The 17,921-nt window shown below is 72.9% G+C and carries 17 protein-coding genes and 1 pseudogene; 13 read left to right on the top strand and 5 right to left on the bottom strand.

Annotated features, from left to right (window positions below; translation table 11 throughout):
• Positions 1-6: 6 nt before the first annotated feature.
• Positions 7-2,154 carry a VOC family protein gene (locus AB0B28_RS18535; RefSeq protein WP_360122675.1) on the bottom strand — a complete coding sequence of 716 codons (2,148 nt, stop codon included), beginning with the start codon at positions 2,152-2,154 and terminating at the stop codon, positions 7-9.
• A 124-nt stretch (positions 2,155-2,278) separates the two neighbouring features.
• Between AB0B28_RS18535 and ndk the strand changes: the two genes are divergently transcribed.
• Positions 2,279-2,686, top strand: a complete 408-nt coding sequence (gene ndk, locus AB0B28_RS18530; RefSeq protein WP_360122672.1) for a nucleoside-diphosphate kinase — start codon at positions 2,279-2,281, stop codon at positions 2,684-2,686.
• Positions 2,687-2,801: 115 nt separating this feature from the next.
• Here ndk and AB0B28_RS18525 read toward each other — a convergent pair whose 3' ends face one another.
• Positions 2,802-3,389, bottom strand: coding sequence for a nucleotidyltransferase family protein (locus AB0B28_RS18525; RefSeq protein WP_360122670.1), 588 nt, complete (start codon positions 3,387-3,389; stop codon positions 2,802-2,804).
• 59 nt (positions 3,390-3,448) lie between these two features.
• Positions 3,449-4,978 (bottom strand): PucR family transcriptional regulator ligand-binding domain-containing protein, encoded by a 1,530-nt coding sequence (locus tag AB0B28_RS18520; RefSeq protein WP_360122667.1) that lies wholly within the window; start codon positions 4,976-4,978, stop codon positions 3,449-3,451.
• Positions 4,979-5,194: 216 nt separating this feature from the next.
• Here AB0B28_RS18520 and uraD point away from each other — a divergent pair, with 216 nt between their 5' ends.
• From uraD to AB0B28_RS18460, 12 genes and pseudogenes are all read left to right on the top strand, one after another.
• Positions 5,195-5,689 carry a 2-oxo-4-hydroxy-4-carboxy-5-ureidoimidazoline decarboxylase gene (uraD, locus tag AB0B28_RS18515; RefSeq protein WP_360122664.1) on the top strand — a complete coding sequence of 165 codons (495 nt, stop codon included), beginning with the start codon at positions 5,195-5,197 and terminating at the stop codon, positions 5,687-5,689.
• Positions 5,686-6,012 (top strand): hydroxyisourate hydrolase, encoded by a 327-nt coding sequence (gene uraH / locus AB0B28_RS18510; protein WP_360122661.1) that lies wholly within the window; start codon positions 5,686-5,688, stop codon positions 6,010-6,012. Before uraD ends, uraH begins: the two co-directional genes overlap by 4 nt.
• A complete protein-coding gene (pucL, locus tag AB0B28_RS18505) occupies positions 6,013-6,858 on the top strand; it encodes a factor-independent urate hydroxylase (RefSeq protein WP_360122658.1) in 846 nt (281 codons plus the stop codon).
• Positions 6,855-7,709 (top strand): FAD binding domain-containing protein, encoded by an 855-nt coding sequence (locus AB0B28_RS18500; RefSeq protein ID WP_360122655.1) that lies wholly within the window; start codon positions 6,855-6,857, stop codon positions 7,707-7,709. Before pucL ends, AB0B28_RS18500 begins: the two co-directional genes overlap by 4 nt.
• Positions 7,706-8,152 (top strand): annotated as a pseudogene (locus tag AB0B28_RS18495) ((2Fe-2S)-binding protein); the annotation flags it as partial. The gene AB0B28_RS18500 and the pseudogene AB0B28_RS18495, both read left to right, overlap by 4 nt.
• Positions 8,153-8,292: 140 nt before the next feature.
• Positions 8,293-9,654: an 8-oxoguanine deaminase gene (locus tag AB0B28_RS18490; RefSeq protein WP_360122652.1), complete on the top strand. Its 1,362-nt coding sequence runs from the start codon at positions 8,293-8,295 to the stop codon at positions 9,652-9,654.
• On the top strand, positions 9,647-11,818 hold the full coding sequence (locus tag AB0B28_RS18485; protein ID WP_360122649.1) for a molybdopterin cofactor-binding domain-containing protein: 2,172 nt from the start codon (positions 9,647-9,649) through the stop codon (positions 11,816-11,818). Before AB0B28_RS18490 ends, AB0B28_RS18485 begins: the two co-directional genes overlap by 8 nt.
• On the top strand, positions 11,815-12,822 hold the full coding sequence (locus AB0B28_RS18480; protein WP_360122646.1) for an XdhC/CoxI family protein: 1,008 nt from the start codon (positions 11,815-11,817) through the stop codon (positions 12,820-12,822). Before AB0B28_RS18485 ends, AB0B28_RS18480 begins: the two co-directional genes overlap by 4 nt.
• A 20-nt stretch (positions 12,823-12,842) precedes the next feature.
• Positions 12,843-13,220: a gamma-glutamylcyclotransferase gene (locus AB0B28_RS18475; protein WP_360122887.1), complete on the top strand. Its 378-nt coding sequence runs from the start codon at positions 12,843-12,845 to the stop codon at positions 13,218-13,220.
• Positions 13,217-14,584: an allantoinase AllB gene (allB, locus tag AB0B28_RS18470; RefSeq protein WP_360122643.1), complete on the top strand. Its 1,368-nt coding sequence runs from the start codon at positions 13,217-13,219 to the stop codon at positions 14,582-14,584. Before AB0B28_RS18475 ends, allB begins: the two co-directional genes overlap by 4 nt.
• Positions 14,581-15,555, top strand: coding sequence for an allantoicase (alc, locus tag AB0B28_RS18465; protein ID WP_360122640.1), 975 nt, complete (start codon positions 14,581-14,583; stop codon positions 15,553-15,555). The genes allB and alc overlap by 4 nt, the downstream gene beginning before the upstream one ends.
• Positions 15,556-15,570: 15 nt before the next feature.
• A complete protein-coding gene (locus AB0B28_RS18460) occupies positions 15,571-15,909 on the top strand; it encodes a tRNA-binding protein (RefSeq protein ID WP_360122637.1) in 339 nt (112 codons plus the stop codon).
• A 4-nt stretch (positions 15,910-15,913) separates the two neighbouring features.
• Here the strand turns inward: AB0B28_RS18460 and AB0B28_RS18455 are convergent, their stop codons facing one another.
• Positions 15,914-16,630, bottom strand: a complete 717-nt coding sequence (locus AB0B28_RS18455; protein WP_360122634.1) for a spermidine synthase — start codon at positions 16,628-16,630, stop codon at positions 15,914-15,916.
• 41 nt (positions 16,631-16,671) lie between these two features.
• A complete protein-coding gene (locus AB0B28_RS18450; RefSeq protein ID WP_360122632.1) occupies positions 16,672-17,574 on the bottom strand; it encodes a 2-hydroxyacid dehydrogenase in 903 nt (300 codons plus the stop codon).
• Positions 17,575-17,921: the final 347 nt, after the last annotated feature.

The following is a 17,921-nucleotide window of genomic DNA, read 5'->3' as shown; positions in this document are numbered from 1 at the left end:
CACTCCTTAGTCGCGCTCCCGGTGCTCGGTGATGGCGAGTCCGTGGCCGTCCGGGTCGCGGAAGGACGCGGCCCGCATCTGGTAGTTCTGGCCCAGCAGCGCGGTGCGCGGCAGGTGCAGGAACTGGACGCCGGCCTGGTTCATCTCCGCGAACGTGGTGTCGATGTCGCCGACCTCGAACGTCAGGTGCATGATCCCGGTCTCCCCGGTGGGCGCGTCGGGCCGCTCCCACAACAGGATCCGCCCGAACCCGGCCTCCAGGACCGCGGCCTCGTCGGTGCGGTCGAGGATGTGCAGTCCCAATGCGTCCGTGTAGAACTCGACCGACCGCTGAAGGTCGGCCACGATCAGCGTCGCGGCGGTGTCGGTGACGTCGGTGCCCTCCAGCGCCTCCTCGGACAGCAGCATCCGGGCCAGGTCCTGCGCCGGGTTGCGGCCTTCGGCCGAATCGCGCTGACGCGGCGGCTCGGCCCGGGCCTCGGCGGCGGGCGCCTTCGGCGGCACCTGATCCGGATCGAGCGGCGGCACGGGCGTCCCGATCGACCCCCCGATCCGATCGGAGGGCATCGAGAACGAGAGCCCGGGCGACTTGACGCCGGGCTTCGAATGCGGCTCGTGCCCGTTGACGGGCCCGGCGATCTCGGAAGCGGGAGAGTCGAGCGGCAGGTCGAGCAGGCCATCGGCCTCGGCGGCGCTTGCGGCGGGTTGGTTGCTCGGCAGGTCAAGCGGCTCAATCGAGGCCGCTTCGGAGGCGGCGGTCGCCTCGGCGGTTGCCGGGGGTTCGTCCAGCGGGAGGTCTACCGGGGTGGTAGTCGCGGGCCGGGAGGCGCTCGCGGCGGGCTGGTTGCCCGGCGAGTCGAGCGGCTCGACCGCAACGGCCGAGGCCACCGAGGGCTCGTCCAGCGGGAGGTCTACCGGGGCGACTGCCCCAGGCCCGGCGGCGCTCGCGGCGGGTTGGTTGCCGGGCAAGTCGAGCGGCTCGACCGAGACCGCATCCGGTTCGGAAACGGCCGCCGCTTCGGCGGTGGTCACCGCGGGCTCGTCCGGCGGCAGGTCGACCGGGGACATGGCCCCGGGCCCGGCAGTGCTCGCCGCTGGCTGGTTGCCCGGCGAGTCGAGCGGTTCGACCGAGGCCGCTTCCTCGACCGGCTCGCTCGCAGACAATTCCGGTCCGGTCCGCGTCGCGGCGGTTCGAACGCCCTCTGACAAGTCCGGCTCGACTGGGCCGGTCGTGAACGGCATGTCGAACCGTTCGCCCCTCGACGCACTCGGGGCCGGTTCGGGCTCAGCCGCCGTCGCCACCGGTTCGTCCAGCGGCATGTCGATCACTTCGACCCGCGTCGTATCGACCGGCGCGGCCTTCGCTTCCGGCTGCGCGACCGATGCCGCCCGCGTCTCGGTCTGCGCTTCCGGTCGCTCGACCGGCGTCGCCTTCGCCTCCGGCTGTGCGACCGTCGCCGCAGCCGGTTTCGGCTCAGGCCGCGGCGGGGCCTCGAACATGTCGTCCAGGGCGTCGATCGTGGTCGGGGCGGGGTCCTTCGGCGGTGCGGGCCTCGGGTCGTCCTCCACGATGAGGTCTTCGAGCCGGTGCTGGCCGATGAGCGGCGGGGCCGGGACCGGCTGCGGGAAGCGGCGGGCCGAGTGCTCGACGGTGAAGAACGCGATGCAGCCCGCCAGGCACGCGAACGCGAGCACGGCGATGCCGATGCTCTGGGCACCGATCGCCATCGAGGTGAAGAAGAACGCCAGAATCAGTAAAGTGATCGCGCCGACCGCGCGCGAGGTCCGCCACCGCATCCGCCTGTCGGCGTTGAGGACCGTCCCGATCGCCTCGCCGCCCGCGGCGTGGTGCTGGCGCGAGTGCAGGTCCTTCATCGCGTGCTGGTTGATCGCCCACCAGCGCGCTTCGCGTTCGCGCCGCTGCTGGTCCATCGTCAGCCGCTGCTGCCGCAGCTGCTCGGAGGTCGCCCCCCGCCCGACCGGCTGGCGCGCGCCGCGGGGCATGGCCTTCGCGGGCTGGGCCTTGCGGGCGCCGCCCGCGGCACCCTTGGCCCCGCCTTTGGCCCCGCCGCGCGCGGCAGCGCCCTTGGCCGCACCCTTGCTGGGCGCCTTGGTAGACCGTGGGGCCGGCCGCGCTGGTTGTCTCGGGGGCATCGGGGACACCTCATCCACACCTGGGAAACCGGGTTTCAACGTGAATCGTACGTGGGTGAGGCAACAGACACAACATCGCTTACGATGACTGCCACTATCCGACAGTCGTTCTCAAGGAGTTCCAGTGGCCGAACAGCGCACGCTCGTGCTGATCAAACCCGACGCCGTCCGGCGCGGGCTCATCGGCGAGGTCCTGTCCCGCCTGGAGTGCAAGGGCCTGCGCGTCGAGCAGCTGCGGCTGCGGACGATGGACGCGGCGCTCTCGGACGCGCACTACGCCGAGCACGTGGGCCGCGAGTACTACGAGGGCCTGAAGACCTTCATGACCTCCGGTCCGCTGGTGAGCCTGGTCGTCTCCGGCGACGAGGCGATCCCGGTGGTGCGCAAGCTCGCCGGGGCCACCGACGGCCGCAAGGCCGAGCCGGGCACGATCCGCGGGGACCTCTCGGTGTCCAACCAGCAGAACCTGATCCACGCCTCGGACTCCGAGGAGTCGGCCAAGCGCGAGATCGACCTCTGGTTCGCGTCCTAGACGGAGTTCTCCGAGGGACAGCAGGCCCGCGGGGCCAAACGACAGGGGCCGCGCCCGCATTCGATCGACCGAGGCGTGCGCACCGCTGACGACGCTGGCAGCGGTACGCGCGAGGTCAGGCCGGGCTCGGGTCGGTGATCGCGGCGAGGTCGGCTGGCGTGTCGACGTCGAGCGGGTCGCCCGGGCACGGCACCTCGCGCACCAGGCCGGGGTTCGCGGCGAGGAAGTCGCGCGCGCCCCGGTCGCCGACGGCACCGGCGGCGATCGACCCGAGGTGCTCGCGGGCGAAGTACATCGGGTGGGCCAGGCGGTCCCCGTACTTCGCGAGCGCCACGGTCGCGCCCTCTTCGGCGGCGGCGATGAGCCGCCTGACCGCTTCGGATTCGATCCGCGGCTGGTCCACGAGCGTCACGATCACCCCGTCGTAACGCTCAGGGACGGCCGCGAGTCCGGCCTTGAGCGACGTGGACAGGCCCTGCCCCCAGCGCCGGTTGACGACCGGCGTGAACGCTTCGGCCGCGACGCTGAGCGCCTGTTCGGCTCCCGCGCCGAGCACGGCCAGGACCTGGCGGCAGCCGCCGGCGCGCAAGGTCGCCACGGCCCGGTCGAGCAGCCGTCGCCCCTCGTATTCGACGAGGGCCTTCGGCTGGCCGAAGCGCCGCCCGGCGCCCGCGGCGAGCACGAGCCCCGCAGTGTTCTTCATGTTCTCCCCCTTCAACGGTCCCGCGTCCGCGGGTCCCGGTCTGTTCGCCCGGCGGTGCCTCAGTCGAGGTTCACCGCCAGCGCGAGGTCCATCCGGTCGAGGGGATTGCGCAGGTCGCGGCCGGTGAGCTCTTCGACGCGCCGGATCCGGTAGCGGACGGTGTTGACGTGCAGGTGCAGGCTCGCGGCGCAGCGCTGCCACGAGCCGTCGCATTCGAGGAACCGCCGCAGGGTCACCAGCAGGTCGGAGCGGTGCCGCGCGTCGTAGGCGGTGAGCGGGTCGAGCACGCGGGTGCGGAACGCGTCCCGCACTTCGGGCGCGACGGCCGCCAGGAGCATCCGGTGTGACACGAGATGGTCGGGTTCGGCCACGTCGATCCCGCCGGGTCGCGGTTGCGCGAGCGTGGCGGTGTGCCGGGCCTGTTCCAAAGCGCCGCAAAGCCCTTCGGGGGCTCGCACCGGGTCGGCCAGGCCGACCCCTACGGCTTCACCGCCGGCTTTGGAGAGCGCGGCGGCGCAGTGCCGGGCCCATGCGAGGAGCCGCGGGCGCTCGGCGGCCGTCCCGGCCTCTCCGGCGAGCACCGCGATGGTCTCGTTCCCGATCGTGGCCCACGCGGCGGGCGGCGGTGCGAGCGGATCGCCCTCGCCGAATCCGGCCACGGTCTCGGCCACCATGGTCTCGCGCACCGCTTCGGGCCCGCTGACGGCGGCGATGACGGTGACCTCGTCGCCGACGCCGAGCCCGGCCGAACGCAGCAGGTGCTCCTCGACGCGGCCCTCGCTGAGCGCGGTCACGAGTTCGACCTGCGGGACCGGCCGCACCGCCGGGTCGTCCAGTTCGAGCGCGATCAAGGCCGCGAGCTGCTCGGCGACGCGCCGCCGCTCAGGGGACCACCGCGAGTGGTCGTCGTCGATCACCAGGAACCGCCCGGTGTGGACGGTCGAGCCGATCCCGAACACCGAGTGGCAGCGGTGCCGGTCCAAGGTCACCTTCTGCGGCAACCGCTCCGCCGCGTGCGCCCGCGCCACGACCTGGGCCCGCTCGGCCTCGCCCAGCACCAGGCCCCCGCGCAGCGCCCGCCCGGCCGGGGACAGCACCAGGCACTCCATGCCCAGCTCGGCCTTGATGAGTTCGAGGATCTGCCCGATCCCGTCGGCGGCGATGAGCCGCCGGTGCCGGTCGAGCAGCGACGCGAGATCCTCCGAACGCCCCGCCGAGAGCCGCTGCGCGATCCGCTCGGTGATCTCGGCGAACGCCACGGCCGCGTCGACGGTGAACAGAGGCAGGTCGTGCCGCGCGCACGCGTCCACCAGATCCTCGGGCACCGCATGGTGTTCGGGATGGTCGCCCGCGCCGAGCGCCGTGACCCCCGCCGCCACCAGGTGCCGCACGAACAGGTCCGAGTCGGCCCCCGGTTCGCTGCCGCGCCACATCATCCCGGTGAGCACGAGTTCGCCGCCCGAAAGGTACCGCCTCGGGTCGTGGAGGTCGGTCGGGACGACCCAGCGGACCTCGCGGTCGAGGTGGTGCCGTCCGGAGACCAGGGTGAGCCCCAGTTCGGGCATGTGCAGCAGTGAACGCAGTCGCATGAGGCCCCCAGGGGTCCGCGGGTCGGTCGCGGTAGGTAAGGCCACCATAGCTCCGCCCGAGCGCGGACTTTGGACGATCCTCCAGCATTTAACGGCCGGGAAACGAAGGTTTCATAGCCGGTGGACATGTTCGCCGGACCCGGTTTCGCGTTTCACTGGACCCGCACGGGGATCGCCGTGGCACGGTATCGGTACGCACGGACCAAGGAGCCGCCGATGTGGACGCTCGAAGCGTTCGACACGATGGACGCCGACGCGGCAAGCCGAATCCTCCTCGCCTGCTGCGCTTCGAGCGAGTGGGCCGAACGACTCGTCGCCGCCCGCCCCTACAAGACCCGTGACGCCCTCGAATCGGCCGCGCTCGCGGCGTTCGACGACCTCGACGACACCGAACTGGCCGCCGCCAAGCAAGCCCACCCGCGGATCGGCGGCCCCGTCACCGGTGACGCGTGGTCGGGCAGCGAGCAGTCCGGGGCCCAGTCCGCAGACCCCGCGGTCCGGGCCGCGCTCGCCGAGGCCAACGCCGCGTACGAACGCCGCTTCGGAGGCGTGTTCCTCATCTGCGCGACCGGCCTGACCGCCGAGCGGATCCTCTCCGAACTGGGCCGCCGCCTGGGGAACGACGAGCCCACCGAAGCCGCCGAATCCACCGCCGAACTGCGCAAGATCGTGGCCCTGCGCCTGGCCAAAGCCTTCGGGGAGCGCCCATGAGCACCGTCTCCTCCCACGTCCTCGACGCCGCCCTGGGCCGACCCGCCGCGGGCCTGGGCCTGACCCTCTACCGCCGCGAAGGCGACGGCTTCGCGCCCGTCCGCACCGGCACCACCGACTCAGACGGCCGCGTCGCGGGCTGGACCACCGAACCGGGCCTGCACCGCCTGCGCTTCGCCACCGGCGACTGGTTCGCCACGCGAGGCACGCCCACCTTCTACCCCGAGATCGACATCGTCTTCGACGCCGCCGACCCAGAAGCGTCCTACCACGTGCCGCTCCTGCTGAGCCCCTTCGCCTACTCCACCTACCGAGGGAGCTGAATGCGCGACTTCCCGAGCCCCGGATTCGAGTTGGGCCCCAACGCCTACGGCAAGTCCGGCATCCGCGTGGTCCGCGTGATGCGCGACGCGCCCCGCCACGACCTGCGCGACCTCACCGTCCACACCTCCCTCACCGGACGCTTCGACGCCGTCCACCACCGCGGCGACAACACCGCCGTGCTGCCCACCGACACCCAGAAGAACACCGTGTACGCGTTCGCGCGCGAGGGCATCGGCACTCCCGAGGCCTTCGCCGAACGCCTCGCCCGCCACTTCGTCGACACCGCAGGCCCCGTCGAGACCGCCCGCGTCCGCGTCGAAGAGCAGACCTGGACCCGCACCGGCGACCACTCCTTCGCCCGCGGCTCCGGCGGCGAGATGCGCACCGCCGAGGTCACTTACGACGGCGAAGCCCACGTCACCGCCGGCATCGAGCACCTCCTCCTGCTCAACACCACCGGCTCCGAATTCAACGGCTTCCTCACCGACGCCTACACCACCCTCCCCGAGACCGACGACCGCGTGCTCGCCACCGAAGTCGCCGCCGCCTGGGACTACACCGCCACCGGCGACTGCGACCGCGACTTCGCCCGCGCCCGAGCAGCCCTCACCGAAGCGTTCGCCGACACGTACTCGCTCTCGCTGCAACAGACCCTCTACGCCGTCGGCGAGCGCATACTGAAGGCGGTCCCCGGGGCCCGCGAGGTGCGCCTGACGATGCCCAACCGGCACCACCACCTGTTCGACCTCGCCCCGTTCGGCCTCGACAACCCGGGCCTGGTCTTCCACGCCGCCGACCGGCCTTACGGGCTCATCGAAGGCACGGTCAGGAGGGAGCGGCCATGACGTTCCACCGCCCCGCGGGCCTCGCCGAGGCCCTGCGCCTGCGCGCCGACCACCCCGGCGCGGTCCCGCTCGCCGGCGGCACCGACCTCATGGTCGCCCTCAACTACCGCCACACCCGGCCCGAAGCGATCCTCGACCTCACCGGAGTCCCCGAACTGCGCGAATGGTCCGACGAAGGCGAAGCGATCCGCATCGGCGCGACCGTCCCGTACACGCGCATCGTCGCCGACCTCGCCGCCGACCTGCCCGCGCTCGCCGCCGCCTCCCTCACCGTCGGCTCCCCGCAGATCCGCAACCGCGGCACCCTCGGCGGCAACCTCGCCACCGCCTCGCCCGCGGGCGACGGCCACCCGCCGCTCCTGGCCACCGGCGCCACCGTCCACCTCGCCTCGGCCACCGGCGCCCGCACCGTCCCGATCGGCGAGTTCTTCACCGGCCCCAAACGCAGCGCCCTCGCCGCAGGCGAGCTCATCACCGCCGTCACCGTCCCCAAAGCCCAAGGCCCGCAGCAGTTCCTGAAAGTCGGCACCAGGAACGCGATGGTCATCGCCGTGTGCTCGATCGCGCTGGCGCTCGACGTGGAGGCCAGGCGCCTCGGCACCGGCATCGGCTCGGCCGGGCCCACCCCGCTCGCCGCGCCCGAAGCCGAACGCCTCGACCTGCCGTGGACGGCCCCGCACCGCCTCTCGGACGCCGCGGTCGCCGAGTTCGGCCGCCTGGTCGCGGCCGCGGCGTCCCCGATCGACGACGTGCGCTCGAGTGCCGATTACCGCCGCCACGCCCTCGCCGTCTGCGCCGCCCGGGCGCTGCGCCGCACCTGGGGCGCGGCCTTCGAGAGGAGCCGCGTATGAGCGTTCCCGTACACCTGCGCATCGACGGGGTCGAGACTCGGGCCGAGGTCGACCGCCCCGGCGAGAGCCTGCTGGGGACCCTGCGCGACCGACTCGGCCTGACCGGCACCAAGAACGCGTGCGAGCAAGGCGAATGCGGATCGTGCACCGTGCTCCTCGACGGCGATCCGGTGTGCTCGTGCCTGGTGGCGACCGCCCAATGCGAAGGCCGCGACGTGCGCACCGTGGCCGCGGTGCCGGGGGAGGTGCGCGACGCGTTCGTGACCTGCGGGGCCGTGCAATGCGGGTTCTGCACACCCGGATTCCTGGTAGCGGTGGCCGACCTGCTCGACCGCGAAAGCGACCCCGACGATGCGCGCATTCGCGAGTCGCTGGCGGGAAACCTGTGCCGCTGCACCGGTTACGAGAAGATCATCGAGGCTGTTCATGTTGCGGCGCAAGCGATGTCGACGGCGGCGGGGTCGCGCGGGGCGGAGGCAGACGGGACTCCCCGGATACCCTCCCGTTCCCACCTTCACCGCAACCAATGGATAAATGTCGACACTCTCCCACGCGGCGAAGCGGAAATCGGGGAGGACACGCCTTGAGCGCCATCGTGATCGAGAACACGGCGATCGCCACGGTCGACGCCGCGGGCACCGAGTACGCCATCGGCCACCTCGTCGCCGAGCACGGCCGCATCACCGCCGTAGGCTCCGGGCCCGCGCCCGACCTCGAAGGGGCCAAGCGCATCGACGCCACCGGCTGCCTGCTCACCCCCGGGCTCGTCAACACCCACCACCACCTCTACCAATGGGCCACCCGCGGCCACGCCACCGGCGCCACGCTCTTCGAATGGCTCACCGCGCTCTACCCCGTGTGGGCCCACCTGCGCCCCGAGCACGTCGCCGCCGCCAACACCGCCGGGCTCGGCCACCTCGCGCTCTCCGGCTGCACCACCGCCGCCGACCACCACTACATCTACCCGGCCGGACACACTACCGACCTCATCGACGTCCAGATCGCCGCCGCCGAGCGGATCGGTCTGCGCCTCCACCTCGCCCGCGGCTCGATGGACCGCGGGCGCAAAGACGGCGGCCTGCCGCCCGACCACCTCGTCGAAGACCTCGACACCGCGCTGGCCGCGACCGCCGACGCGATCGCGCGCCACCACGACCCGTCCCCGGAATCGACCCTGCGGATCGCCGTCGCCCCCTGCTCGCCGTTCTCGGTCTCCACCGACCTCCTCCGCGAATCGGCCGACCTCGCCCGCGACAAGGGCGTCCGCCTCCACACCCACCTGTGCGAGACCCTCGACGAAGCCCGGTTCTGCCAAGAGGTCCACGGCTGCGACCCGGTCGAGTACATGGCCCGGGTCGGCTGGGTCGACGCCGACGTGTGGCTCGCCCACGCCGTCCACCTCGACGGCGCCGCAAGGGAACGCCTCGGCGCGGCCGGGACCGGGGTCGCGCACTGCCCGTCCTCGAACGCCCGCCTCGGCACCGGCCCGGCCGACGTCCCGGCGATGCTCGACGCGGGCATCCCGGTCGGCCTCGGCGTCGACGGCGCGGCCAGCCAGGAGGCCGGGCACCTGGGGGAGGAGCTGCGCCAGGCCCTCTACACCGCCCGCCAACTCCACGGTCCCCACGTCATGGACGTGCGGACCCCGTTGCGGCTGGCCACGATCGGCGGCGCGCGGGTCCTCGGCCGCGACGCAGAGATCGGCTCCCTCGAACCGGGCAAGCAGGCCGACCTGGCCCTGTGGGACCTCACCGGCCTCGGACACGCCGGGATCGCCGACCCGGTCGCGGCCCTGGTCCTCGGCCCGCCCGCGCCGCTGCGGCTCCTGACCGTCGCCGGGCGCACCGTGGTCGCGGGCGGCGAACTGCGCACCGCCGACCCCGAGACCCTGGCCCGCGACCTCGCGGCCGCCGCCGCGAACCTCCAGGAGGCCGCCGATGCCTGAGGTGCAGGTGAACGAGACCCCCGGCGGCGTCGGCCAGTCCCCGATCCGCCCCGAAGCGGCCGCGAAGACCGCAGGCACCTTCGACTACGCCTCCGACCTGCGCTTCGACGGCATGCTGTGGGGCCACACGCTGCGCAGCCCCCACGCCAAGGCCCGCATCCGCGGCATCAACACCACGAAAGCCCTTGCGGCCGAAGGCGTCGCCGCCGTGCTCACCGCCGCCGACGTGCCCGGCGAGAACCGCTACGGCCTCGTCGAACCCGACCAGCCGGTCCTGGCCGAACACCAGGTCAACTACCACGGCGAACCGGTCGCCGTCATCGCCGCCACCACATTGGACCTCGCCCGCGCCGCCGCCGAGCTCATCGAGATCGAATACGAACCCCTTGCCCCGCAATCCGACCCGCAGGCGGCCGTGGACGCGGGGGAGTACTTCCGCTACCAACCGGTCCGCGTCGGCTCCCCCGACACCGCCACCGCCGCATACGTAGTGGCCCGCGAGTACACCGTCGGCATGCAGGACCAGGCCCCGCTCGGCCCCGAGTCCGGCGTGGCCGTCCCCACCGCCGAAGGCCTGCGCCTCCACGTGGCCACCCAATGGCTGCACTCCGACCTGGAGCAGCTCGCGCCCTGCCTCGGCCTGGCCGCCGACCGCCTCCACCTCGTCATGTCCGGCATCGGCGGCGCGTTCGGCGCCCGCGAAGACCTCTCCGTGCAGGTCCACATGGCCATGCTCGCCCTCGCCACCGGCCGCCCGGTCAAGATGATGTACGACCGGGCCGAATCCTTCCTCGGCCACGTACACCGCCACCCCGCGCGCATGCGCTACGAGCACGGCGCCGACGCCGAAGGCCGCCTCGTCTACGTCAAGGCCGCGATCGTCCTCGACGGCGGCGCGTACGCCTCCACCACCGACGCCGTGGTCGGCAACGCCGCCTCACTCGCGGTGGGCCCCTACGAGGTCGAACACGTCTCGATCGACGCGTGGGGCGCGCGCACCAACAACCCGCCGTGCGGGGCCATGCGCGGCTTCGGCGGCGTCCAGACCTGCTTCGCCTACGAGTCCCAGATGGACGCCCTCGCCGAAGCGATCGGCCTGCACCCCTTGGAGATCCGCCGCCGCAACGCCGTCGCCCAAGGTTCGCGCCTCATCACCGGCCAGATCATCGACGCGCCCGATCGCGAAGAGCGGTTCTCCCCGCTCGCCGACCTCCTCGACCGCCTCGCCGCCATCCCCGCCGCAGACGCCCCCACCGCCCACCCCGGCGGCTCAGGCAACACCACCATCGGCGAAGGCATCCGCCGCGGCACCGGCTACGGCGTGGGCCTGAAGAACGTCTGCTACTCCGAAGGCTTCGACGACCTTTCCACCGCGCTCGTGCGCCTCGAACTCGAAGCGGGCGAACCGGTCGCCACCGTCCACACCGCCGCCGCCGAAGTCGGCCAAGGCCACTGGAACCTCCAGACCCAGATAGTCCGCACCGAACTCGGCGTCCAGCGAGTCCGACTGGCCCCCAACGACACCCGCGTCGGCTCCGCCGGGTCCTCCTCGGCGTCCCGCCAGTCCTACATGACCGGCGGCGCGGTGCGGGCCGCCGCGGCCGCCGTGCGCGACCTGTGGAAAGACCACGACCTCGCCGCAGGCCCCATCGAGGCCACCCGCGTCTTCCGCCACCGCCCCACCAAACGCATGGACCCCGTCACCGGCCAAGGCGACTCGCACGTGCAACTCGCCCTCTGCGTCCACCGCGCCACAGTGGACGTCGACCTCGAACTCGGCCTCGTCAAGGTCGTCGACCTCACCTGCGTCCAAGACGTCGGCCGCGCCATCAACCCCAACGCCCTCGAAGGCCAGATCCACGGCGGCTCCGCCCAAGGCCTCGGCCTCGCCCTCATGGAGGAACTGCGCACCAGCGAAGGCCTGGTCGCCAACGCGTCCTTCACCGACTACCTCATCCCCACCATCCTCGACATGCCGCCGATGCGCCTCCAGATCGTCGAGAACACCGATCCCGAAGCGCCGTACGGACTCCGCGGCGCGGGCGAGCCGCCCACGCTCTCGTCCACGCCCGCGATCGCCGCCGCGGTGCGCGACGCCACCGGCCTGGCCCTGACCCGCGTCCCCATCCGGCCCGAGCACCTCACCACCGGGAGGCCCGCATGAACGCCATCGCCGCCGCCCTGCGCGATTGGATGCGCGAAGGCCGCCCCTTCGCGCTCGCGTCCCTCGTCGGCTCCTCCGGCCCCGCCCCCAGGCCGCTCGGCGCGGCCCTCGCCGTCGACGCCGACGGCACCGCGCTCGGCGGCGTCTCCGGCGGGTGCGTCGAAGCCGCCGTCTACACCAAAGCGCAAGAGGTCCTCGACACCGGCGTCCCGGCCGTCGAATCCTTCGGCTACAGCGACGAGGACGCGTTCGCCGTAGGCCTGACCTGCGGCGGCACCATGGACGTGCTCATCGTCCGCATCGAACCGGCAGACCCCGCCCTGACCGCCGCGCTCGACGCGATCCTCGCCCGCGAAAGCGTCACCCTCGTCCGCTCCCTCCAGGCCCCCGACCTCGGCCAGGCCGCCGCGATCACCGCCGCGGGCACGATCGGCCCGCTCACCCTCGACACCGAACCGCCCGCGGCATCCGACCGCTACGCCGTCGAAGTCCACCGGCCCCCGCCCCGGCTCCTCGTCTACGGCGCGGTCGACTTCGCCGCGCCCCTCGTGGAACTCGCCGTGCCCCTCGGCTTCCACGTCACCGTGTGCGACGCCCGGCCCGTCTTCGCCACCCCCATCCGCTTCCCCCACGCCCACGACGTGATCGTGGACTGGCCCCACCGCCACTTCGACAAGCTCGCCCCCGACGCCGACACCGCCGTGTGCGTCCTCACCCACGACCCCAAATTCGACCTCCCGCTCCTCGAACGCGCCCTCCCCTCGCCCGCCGGGTACGTCGGCGCGCTCGGCTCCCGCGCCACCCACCGCGACCGCCTCGCCCGCCTGCGCGAAGCCGGAGTCCCCGAGACCCACCTCGCCCGGCTGCGCTCCCCGATCGGCCTCGACCTGGGCGGCCGCACCACCGCCGAGACCGCGCTCGCGATCTTGGCCGAGATCACCGCCGTGAGGAACCGCGCGGACGCCGGATTCCTCAGCGGCGCCGAAGGTCCCATCCACCACTGAAGGAGGCCCCCGTGGTCCACATGTTCCTCAACGGCGGCGGCATGCGCGGCGGCCCGATCCACCACTTGCTCGGCGGCGCGGCGCTCATCGCCGAGACCCGCACCGCGGCCCGCTACCGCTTCTACTCCGTGGCCGACCGCTATCCCGCGCTCGTGCCCGTCGACGCGGGCGGCGTGGCGGTCGCCGGAGAGCTCTACGACCTGCCCATGCGCCTGCTCCGCGAGGACCTCCTCCCTTCCGAACCACCGGAACTCGAACTCGGGGTGGTCCTCCTCCACGACGGCACCGAATCCCTCGGGATGGTCCTGCGCGCGGCCTACGACGGCGACGCCGACCTCACCGACATCTCCGATCTCGCGTCCTGGAACGCCCACCTCGCCCGACTCGGTGAACGGTGATCGCCGATCCCGGCGACATCGCATCGCCCCTCGTCTACGACCTCGTCCTGCGCTCGCGCCGCGCCGTGCTGCCCGACGGCGAACGCCCTGCGGCCGTGGCGATCGCGGGCGAGCGCATCGCGGTCATCGGCGACTACGCCGACCCGATCCCGGCCGCCCGCACCGAGGACCTCGGCGACCTCGCGCTCCTGCCCGGCCTGGTGGACACCCACGTCCACGTCAACGAACCGGGCCGCACCGATTGGGAGGGCTTCGCGACCGCGACCCGGGCCGGTGCCGCGGGCGGCGTCACCACCCTGATCGACATGCCGCTCAACGCGATCCCGCCGACCGTCGACACCGCCGCGCTCGACGCCAAACGCGCCGCCGCCAAGGGCCGCACCTGGATCGACGTGGGCTTCTGGGGCGGCGCGACCCCCGGCAACGAGACCGACCGCGAGCGCCTCCACGCCGCGGGCGTGTTCGGGTTCAAATGCTTCACGGCCCCTTCGGGAGTCGACGAGTTCCCGCACCTCGACGGCCCCGGCCTCCACCGCGCCTGCGCCGTCGCCGTCGACCTCGACGCGCTCCTTCTCGTCCACGCCGAAGACCCCGCGCACCTCCACCCCGCCGCACCCTCACCGTCCTATGCGGACTTCCTCGCCTCCAGACCACCCGAAGCCGAGACCGCCGCCATCGCGAGCCTCATCGCCGCCGCCCGCGCCACCGGAGCCCGCGTCCACCTCCTCCACCTCGCCACCGCCGACGCGCTCCCGCTGCTGCGCGAGGCCCGCCGCGACGGCGTCCGCATCACCGCCGAGACCTGCCCCCACTACCTGACCTTCGCCGCCGAGGACATCCCCGACGCCTCCACCATCCACAAGTGCTGCCCGCCGATCCGCGCCGCCGCGAACCGCGAGGCCCTCTGGGACGCCCTGCGCGAAGGCCTCATCGACCTCGTCGTCTCCGACCACTCGCCCAGCCCGCCAGACCTGCGCACCGGCGACTTCGCCACCTCCTGGGGCGGCATCGCCTCACTCCAGATCGGACTCCCGGTGCTGTGGACCGAGGCCCGTCGCCGCGGCCTCACCCTCGCCGAACTCGTCCAGTGGACGTCCACCCGCCCCGCCGACCTCGTCGGCCTCGACCGCAAGGGCCGCATCGCGACCGGAGCCGACGCCGACCTGGTGGCCTTCGAACCCGACCGGTCCTGGACCGTCCGCGCCGCAGGCCTGCTCCACCGCCATCCGCTCACCCCGTACGAGGGCCGGATCCTCCGCGGCCGCGTCGCCGCCACCTGGCTGCGCGGCACCCGCGTCGACACCGAGGGCGCGCCGCGCGGCCGCCTCCTGCACCGCCGAGACCCGCAAAGGAACCCGCGATGAACCCGCTTCCCGACCTCGCCGCCCGCGCCCTCGGCGGCGCGGTCCTCGCCGCCAACGACGAGTCCTTCGCCGCCAAAGACCACCTCATCGCCCCCTACCCCGTCGCGCACCACCCGCGCACGTTCGACCACAGAGGACAGATATACGACGGCTGGGAGACCCGCCGCAGCCGCACCGAAGGCCACGACTGGGCCGTGGTCCGCCTCGCGGTCCCCGGCATCGCGCACCACGCCGTGGTCGACACCGCCCACTTCACCGGCAACCACCCTCCCCGCGTCTCGATCGACGCCGCCCGCGTCGACGGCCACCCCTCGCTCGCCGAAGTCCTCGCCGCCGCATGGGAACCGCTCGTCCCCGTCTCAGAGGTCAAGGGCGACCACCCGAACGAATACCGAGTCCACAGCGGACGGCGCTACACCCACGTCCGCCTCAACCTCCACCCCGACGGCGGTGTGGCCCGCCTGCGGCTGCACGGCACGCCCGTCCCCGACCCCGCGCTGTTCGCCGACCTGCCGCTCGACCTCGCCGCACTCGTCAACGGCGGCAGCGTGATCGACGCCTCGAACGCGTTCTACTCCGACCCGGCCGGGGCGATCCGGCCGGGCCTTGCGGCCAATCAGGCCGACGGCTGGGAGACCGCCCGCCGCCGCACCCCCGGCCACGAATGGCTCGACCTGCGCCTGGCCGGGCGCGGCGTCGTCCGCGTGGCCGAGCTCGACACGACCCACTTCAAGCACAACGCGCCCTCGGCCGCCTCGCTCGACGCCCACGACGGGTCCGAAGCCTTCGAACTCCTGCCGCGCACCCCGCTCCAACCGGACACCGTGCACCGCTTCGCGATCCTCACCGCACGCCCCGCGACCTCGGTGCGGCTCAACATCTTCCCCGACGGCGGCATGGCCCGACTGCGCCTGTACGGGCGCCTCACCGACGAGGCCCTGGCGGCGATGCGGGAGCGGTTCGAGGCGTGAAGGTATCCTCCGCGCATGACTGAGACGACCGCCGAGGACTTCTTCCGCACCGAGATCCGCGCGGGCCGGATCGAGCGCGCGGAGGTGTTCGCGAAGGCCCGCAAGCCCGCGTACAAGCTGTGGATCGACTTCGGCGAGCTCGGGGTCAAGCGCTCCAGCGCCCAGATCACCGCGCGCTATGCGGCCGAGGACCTGGTGGGGCGCACGGTGATCGCGGTGACGAACTTCCCGCCGCGCCAGATCGCCGACTTCATGTCGGAGGTCCTGGTCCTCGGCGTCCCGGTCGAGGGCACCGACGAAGTGGTGCTCCTGACCCCGGACGCCGAGGTCCCGATCGGTTCGCGCGTCGCCTGAGCGGTCAGGGCCGCGTGGCGACGTACACGGTGTTCGAGGACTGGCCCCCGGTGTAGGGGTTGTCGAACCAGATGCGCTCGGCGGTCACGTCTTCGAAGACGCCTTCGAGGATCTCGGTGAACTCCTGGTCCGGCGGGTCGTCCGACCACAGCGCGAACACGCCGCCGGGGCGCAGGTGGGCGGTGAGGGCGGTGAGGCCCTCGTGGGTGTAGAAGTCCGCGTGCGGGGAGTCGAGCAGGTGCCGCGGCGAGTGGTCGATGTCGAGCAGGATCACATCGAAGACCCGGCCGGGACGTTCGGGGTCGAACCCCGCCGGGCCGGTCGCGGCGGCGAAGAAGTCGTTCTGGGTGAGGCGGAGGCGCTCGTCGCCGACCAGTTGCCTGGTGTCGGGCAGGAGCTGGCGCTCGTGCCAATCGATGACGTCCTCGGAGTACTCCACCACGACCAGTTCGCGCACCCGCGAATGCTCAAGGGCCGCTTGGGCGGTGTAGCCCAGGCCGAGACCGCCCACGACGACGTCGAGCTCCTCGCCCTCGGCGCGCGCGAGCCCGAGGCGCGCCAGCTCGATCTCGGCGACGGTGAACAGGCTCGACATGAGGAACTCGTCGTCGAGTTTGACCTCGTACACCACGGCGCCCACGACCGGGTCGAACCGTCTTCGGAGGCTGATCTCGCCCTTCGGCGTCCGGCGCCAGCCCAGTTCTTCAATCCGCTTGTTCACCGTGCAATAGAACCATCAAGCCCGACCGGCGCGGGTGTCGCCTAGTAGCCGTTGGCGACGACGTTCGCGAGCGGCTCTCCGGCCGCGAGGCGGCGGATCTGGTCGCCCACCGGCGGGTACCAGCGGTCGATGACGCCTTCGACGTGGCCGCCCACGTGCGGGGTGATGAGCGCGCCGTCAAGCGTCCACAGTGGGTGATCGGCCGGGAGCGGTTCTGGGTCGGTCACGTCGAGCGCGCAGCGCAGCCGCCCGGAGGCGACTTCGGCGGTGAGCGCGGCGGTGTCGGCGACCTTGCCGCGGGCGGCGTTGACCAGGAGCGCGCCGTCCTTCATCTGGGCGAGGAACGCGGCGTCGGCCAGGCCCTCGGTCTCGGCGGTGAGCGGCACGATGAGCACCACGACGTCGGCCCGCGGCAGCAGTTCGGGGAGGTCGGCGAGGGTGCCGACGCCGGGGCGGGCGGTGCGGGCGATCTTGTGGACCGTGACGCCGCAGGCTTCGTAGCGGCGGGCCACGGACTCGCCGATCGACCCGGCGCCCACGGTGAGCGCGGTCGCGCCGTTGAGGGTCCCGGCGCTGCGCGGGGCCCAGTCGCTCTCGGCCTGGCTGCGCGCGAACTCGTCGAGGCGGCGCACGGACGCGAGCGTGGCGGCCAGCACCCACTCGGCGGTGGTCTCGGTGTGCGCGCCGCGGTTGCCGCACAGGGCCACGCCCTCGGGAACGCGCGAGACCCACGCCTCGACGCCCGCGCTGAGCAGTTGCACCGCTCGCAGGTTCGGCATGTCCTTGAATACGGTCGCCGGATCCCGATCGAGCGCGGGCACCCAGTACACGACATCGGCGGGGTCGGAGGGGTACTCGGGCCCGTCGAACACCTCGACGGTGACGCCATCGGGCACCGCCCCCAGCCGCGACAGCCCCGCTTCATGAGCGATCCAAATCTTCATGCGGCCATCGTAGGACCCTCGCGTTACGCCCACGCTTCACCGGCCGGCAGGTAAGAACCGGTCACTCACGAGCGACGGAGGCGATGCTCGTCGCGGCGGGAGGCGGTGCCGCCGCTCGGTGGCGGCGCGGCGGAGCTTGGGCGGGGCACTGGGCGCGATGGGGGCGAGTTACCCGCGCGTGTTTTCGCGGCATCCCCGGCAACAACCCTGCCCGAGGGGTGTGACATTCGCGCCCGGTGGGAGGTGGGAGCTTCGCTTTCGGTGCGGGGTGCGGGGTGCGGGGTGCGGGGTGCGGGGTGCGGGGTGCGGGGTGCGGGGTGCGGGGTGCGGGGTGCGGGGTGCGGGGT

This window comes from Glycomyces sp. NPDC046736, from assembly GCF_040645615.1.
Lineage (GTDB): Bacteria > Actinomycetota > Actinomycetes > Mycobacteriales > Micromonosporaceae > Glycomyces.
This window is presented reverse-complemented; position numbering and strand designations above follow the sequence as displayed.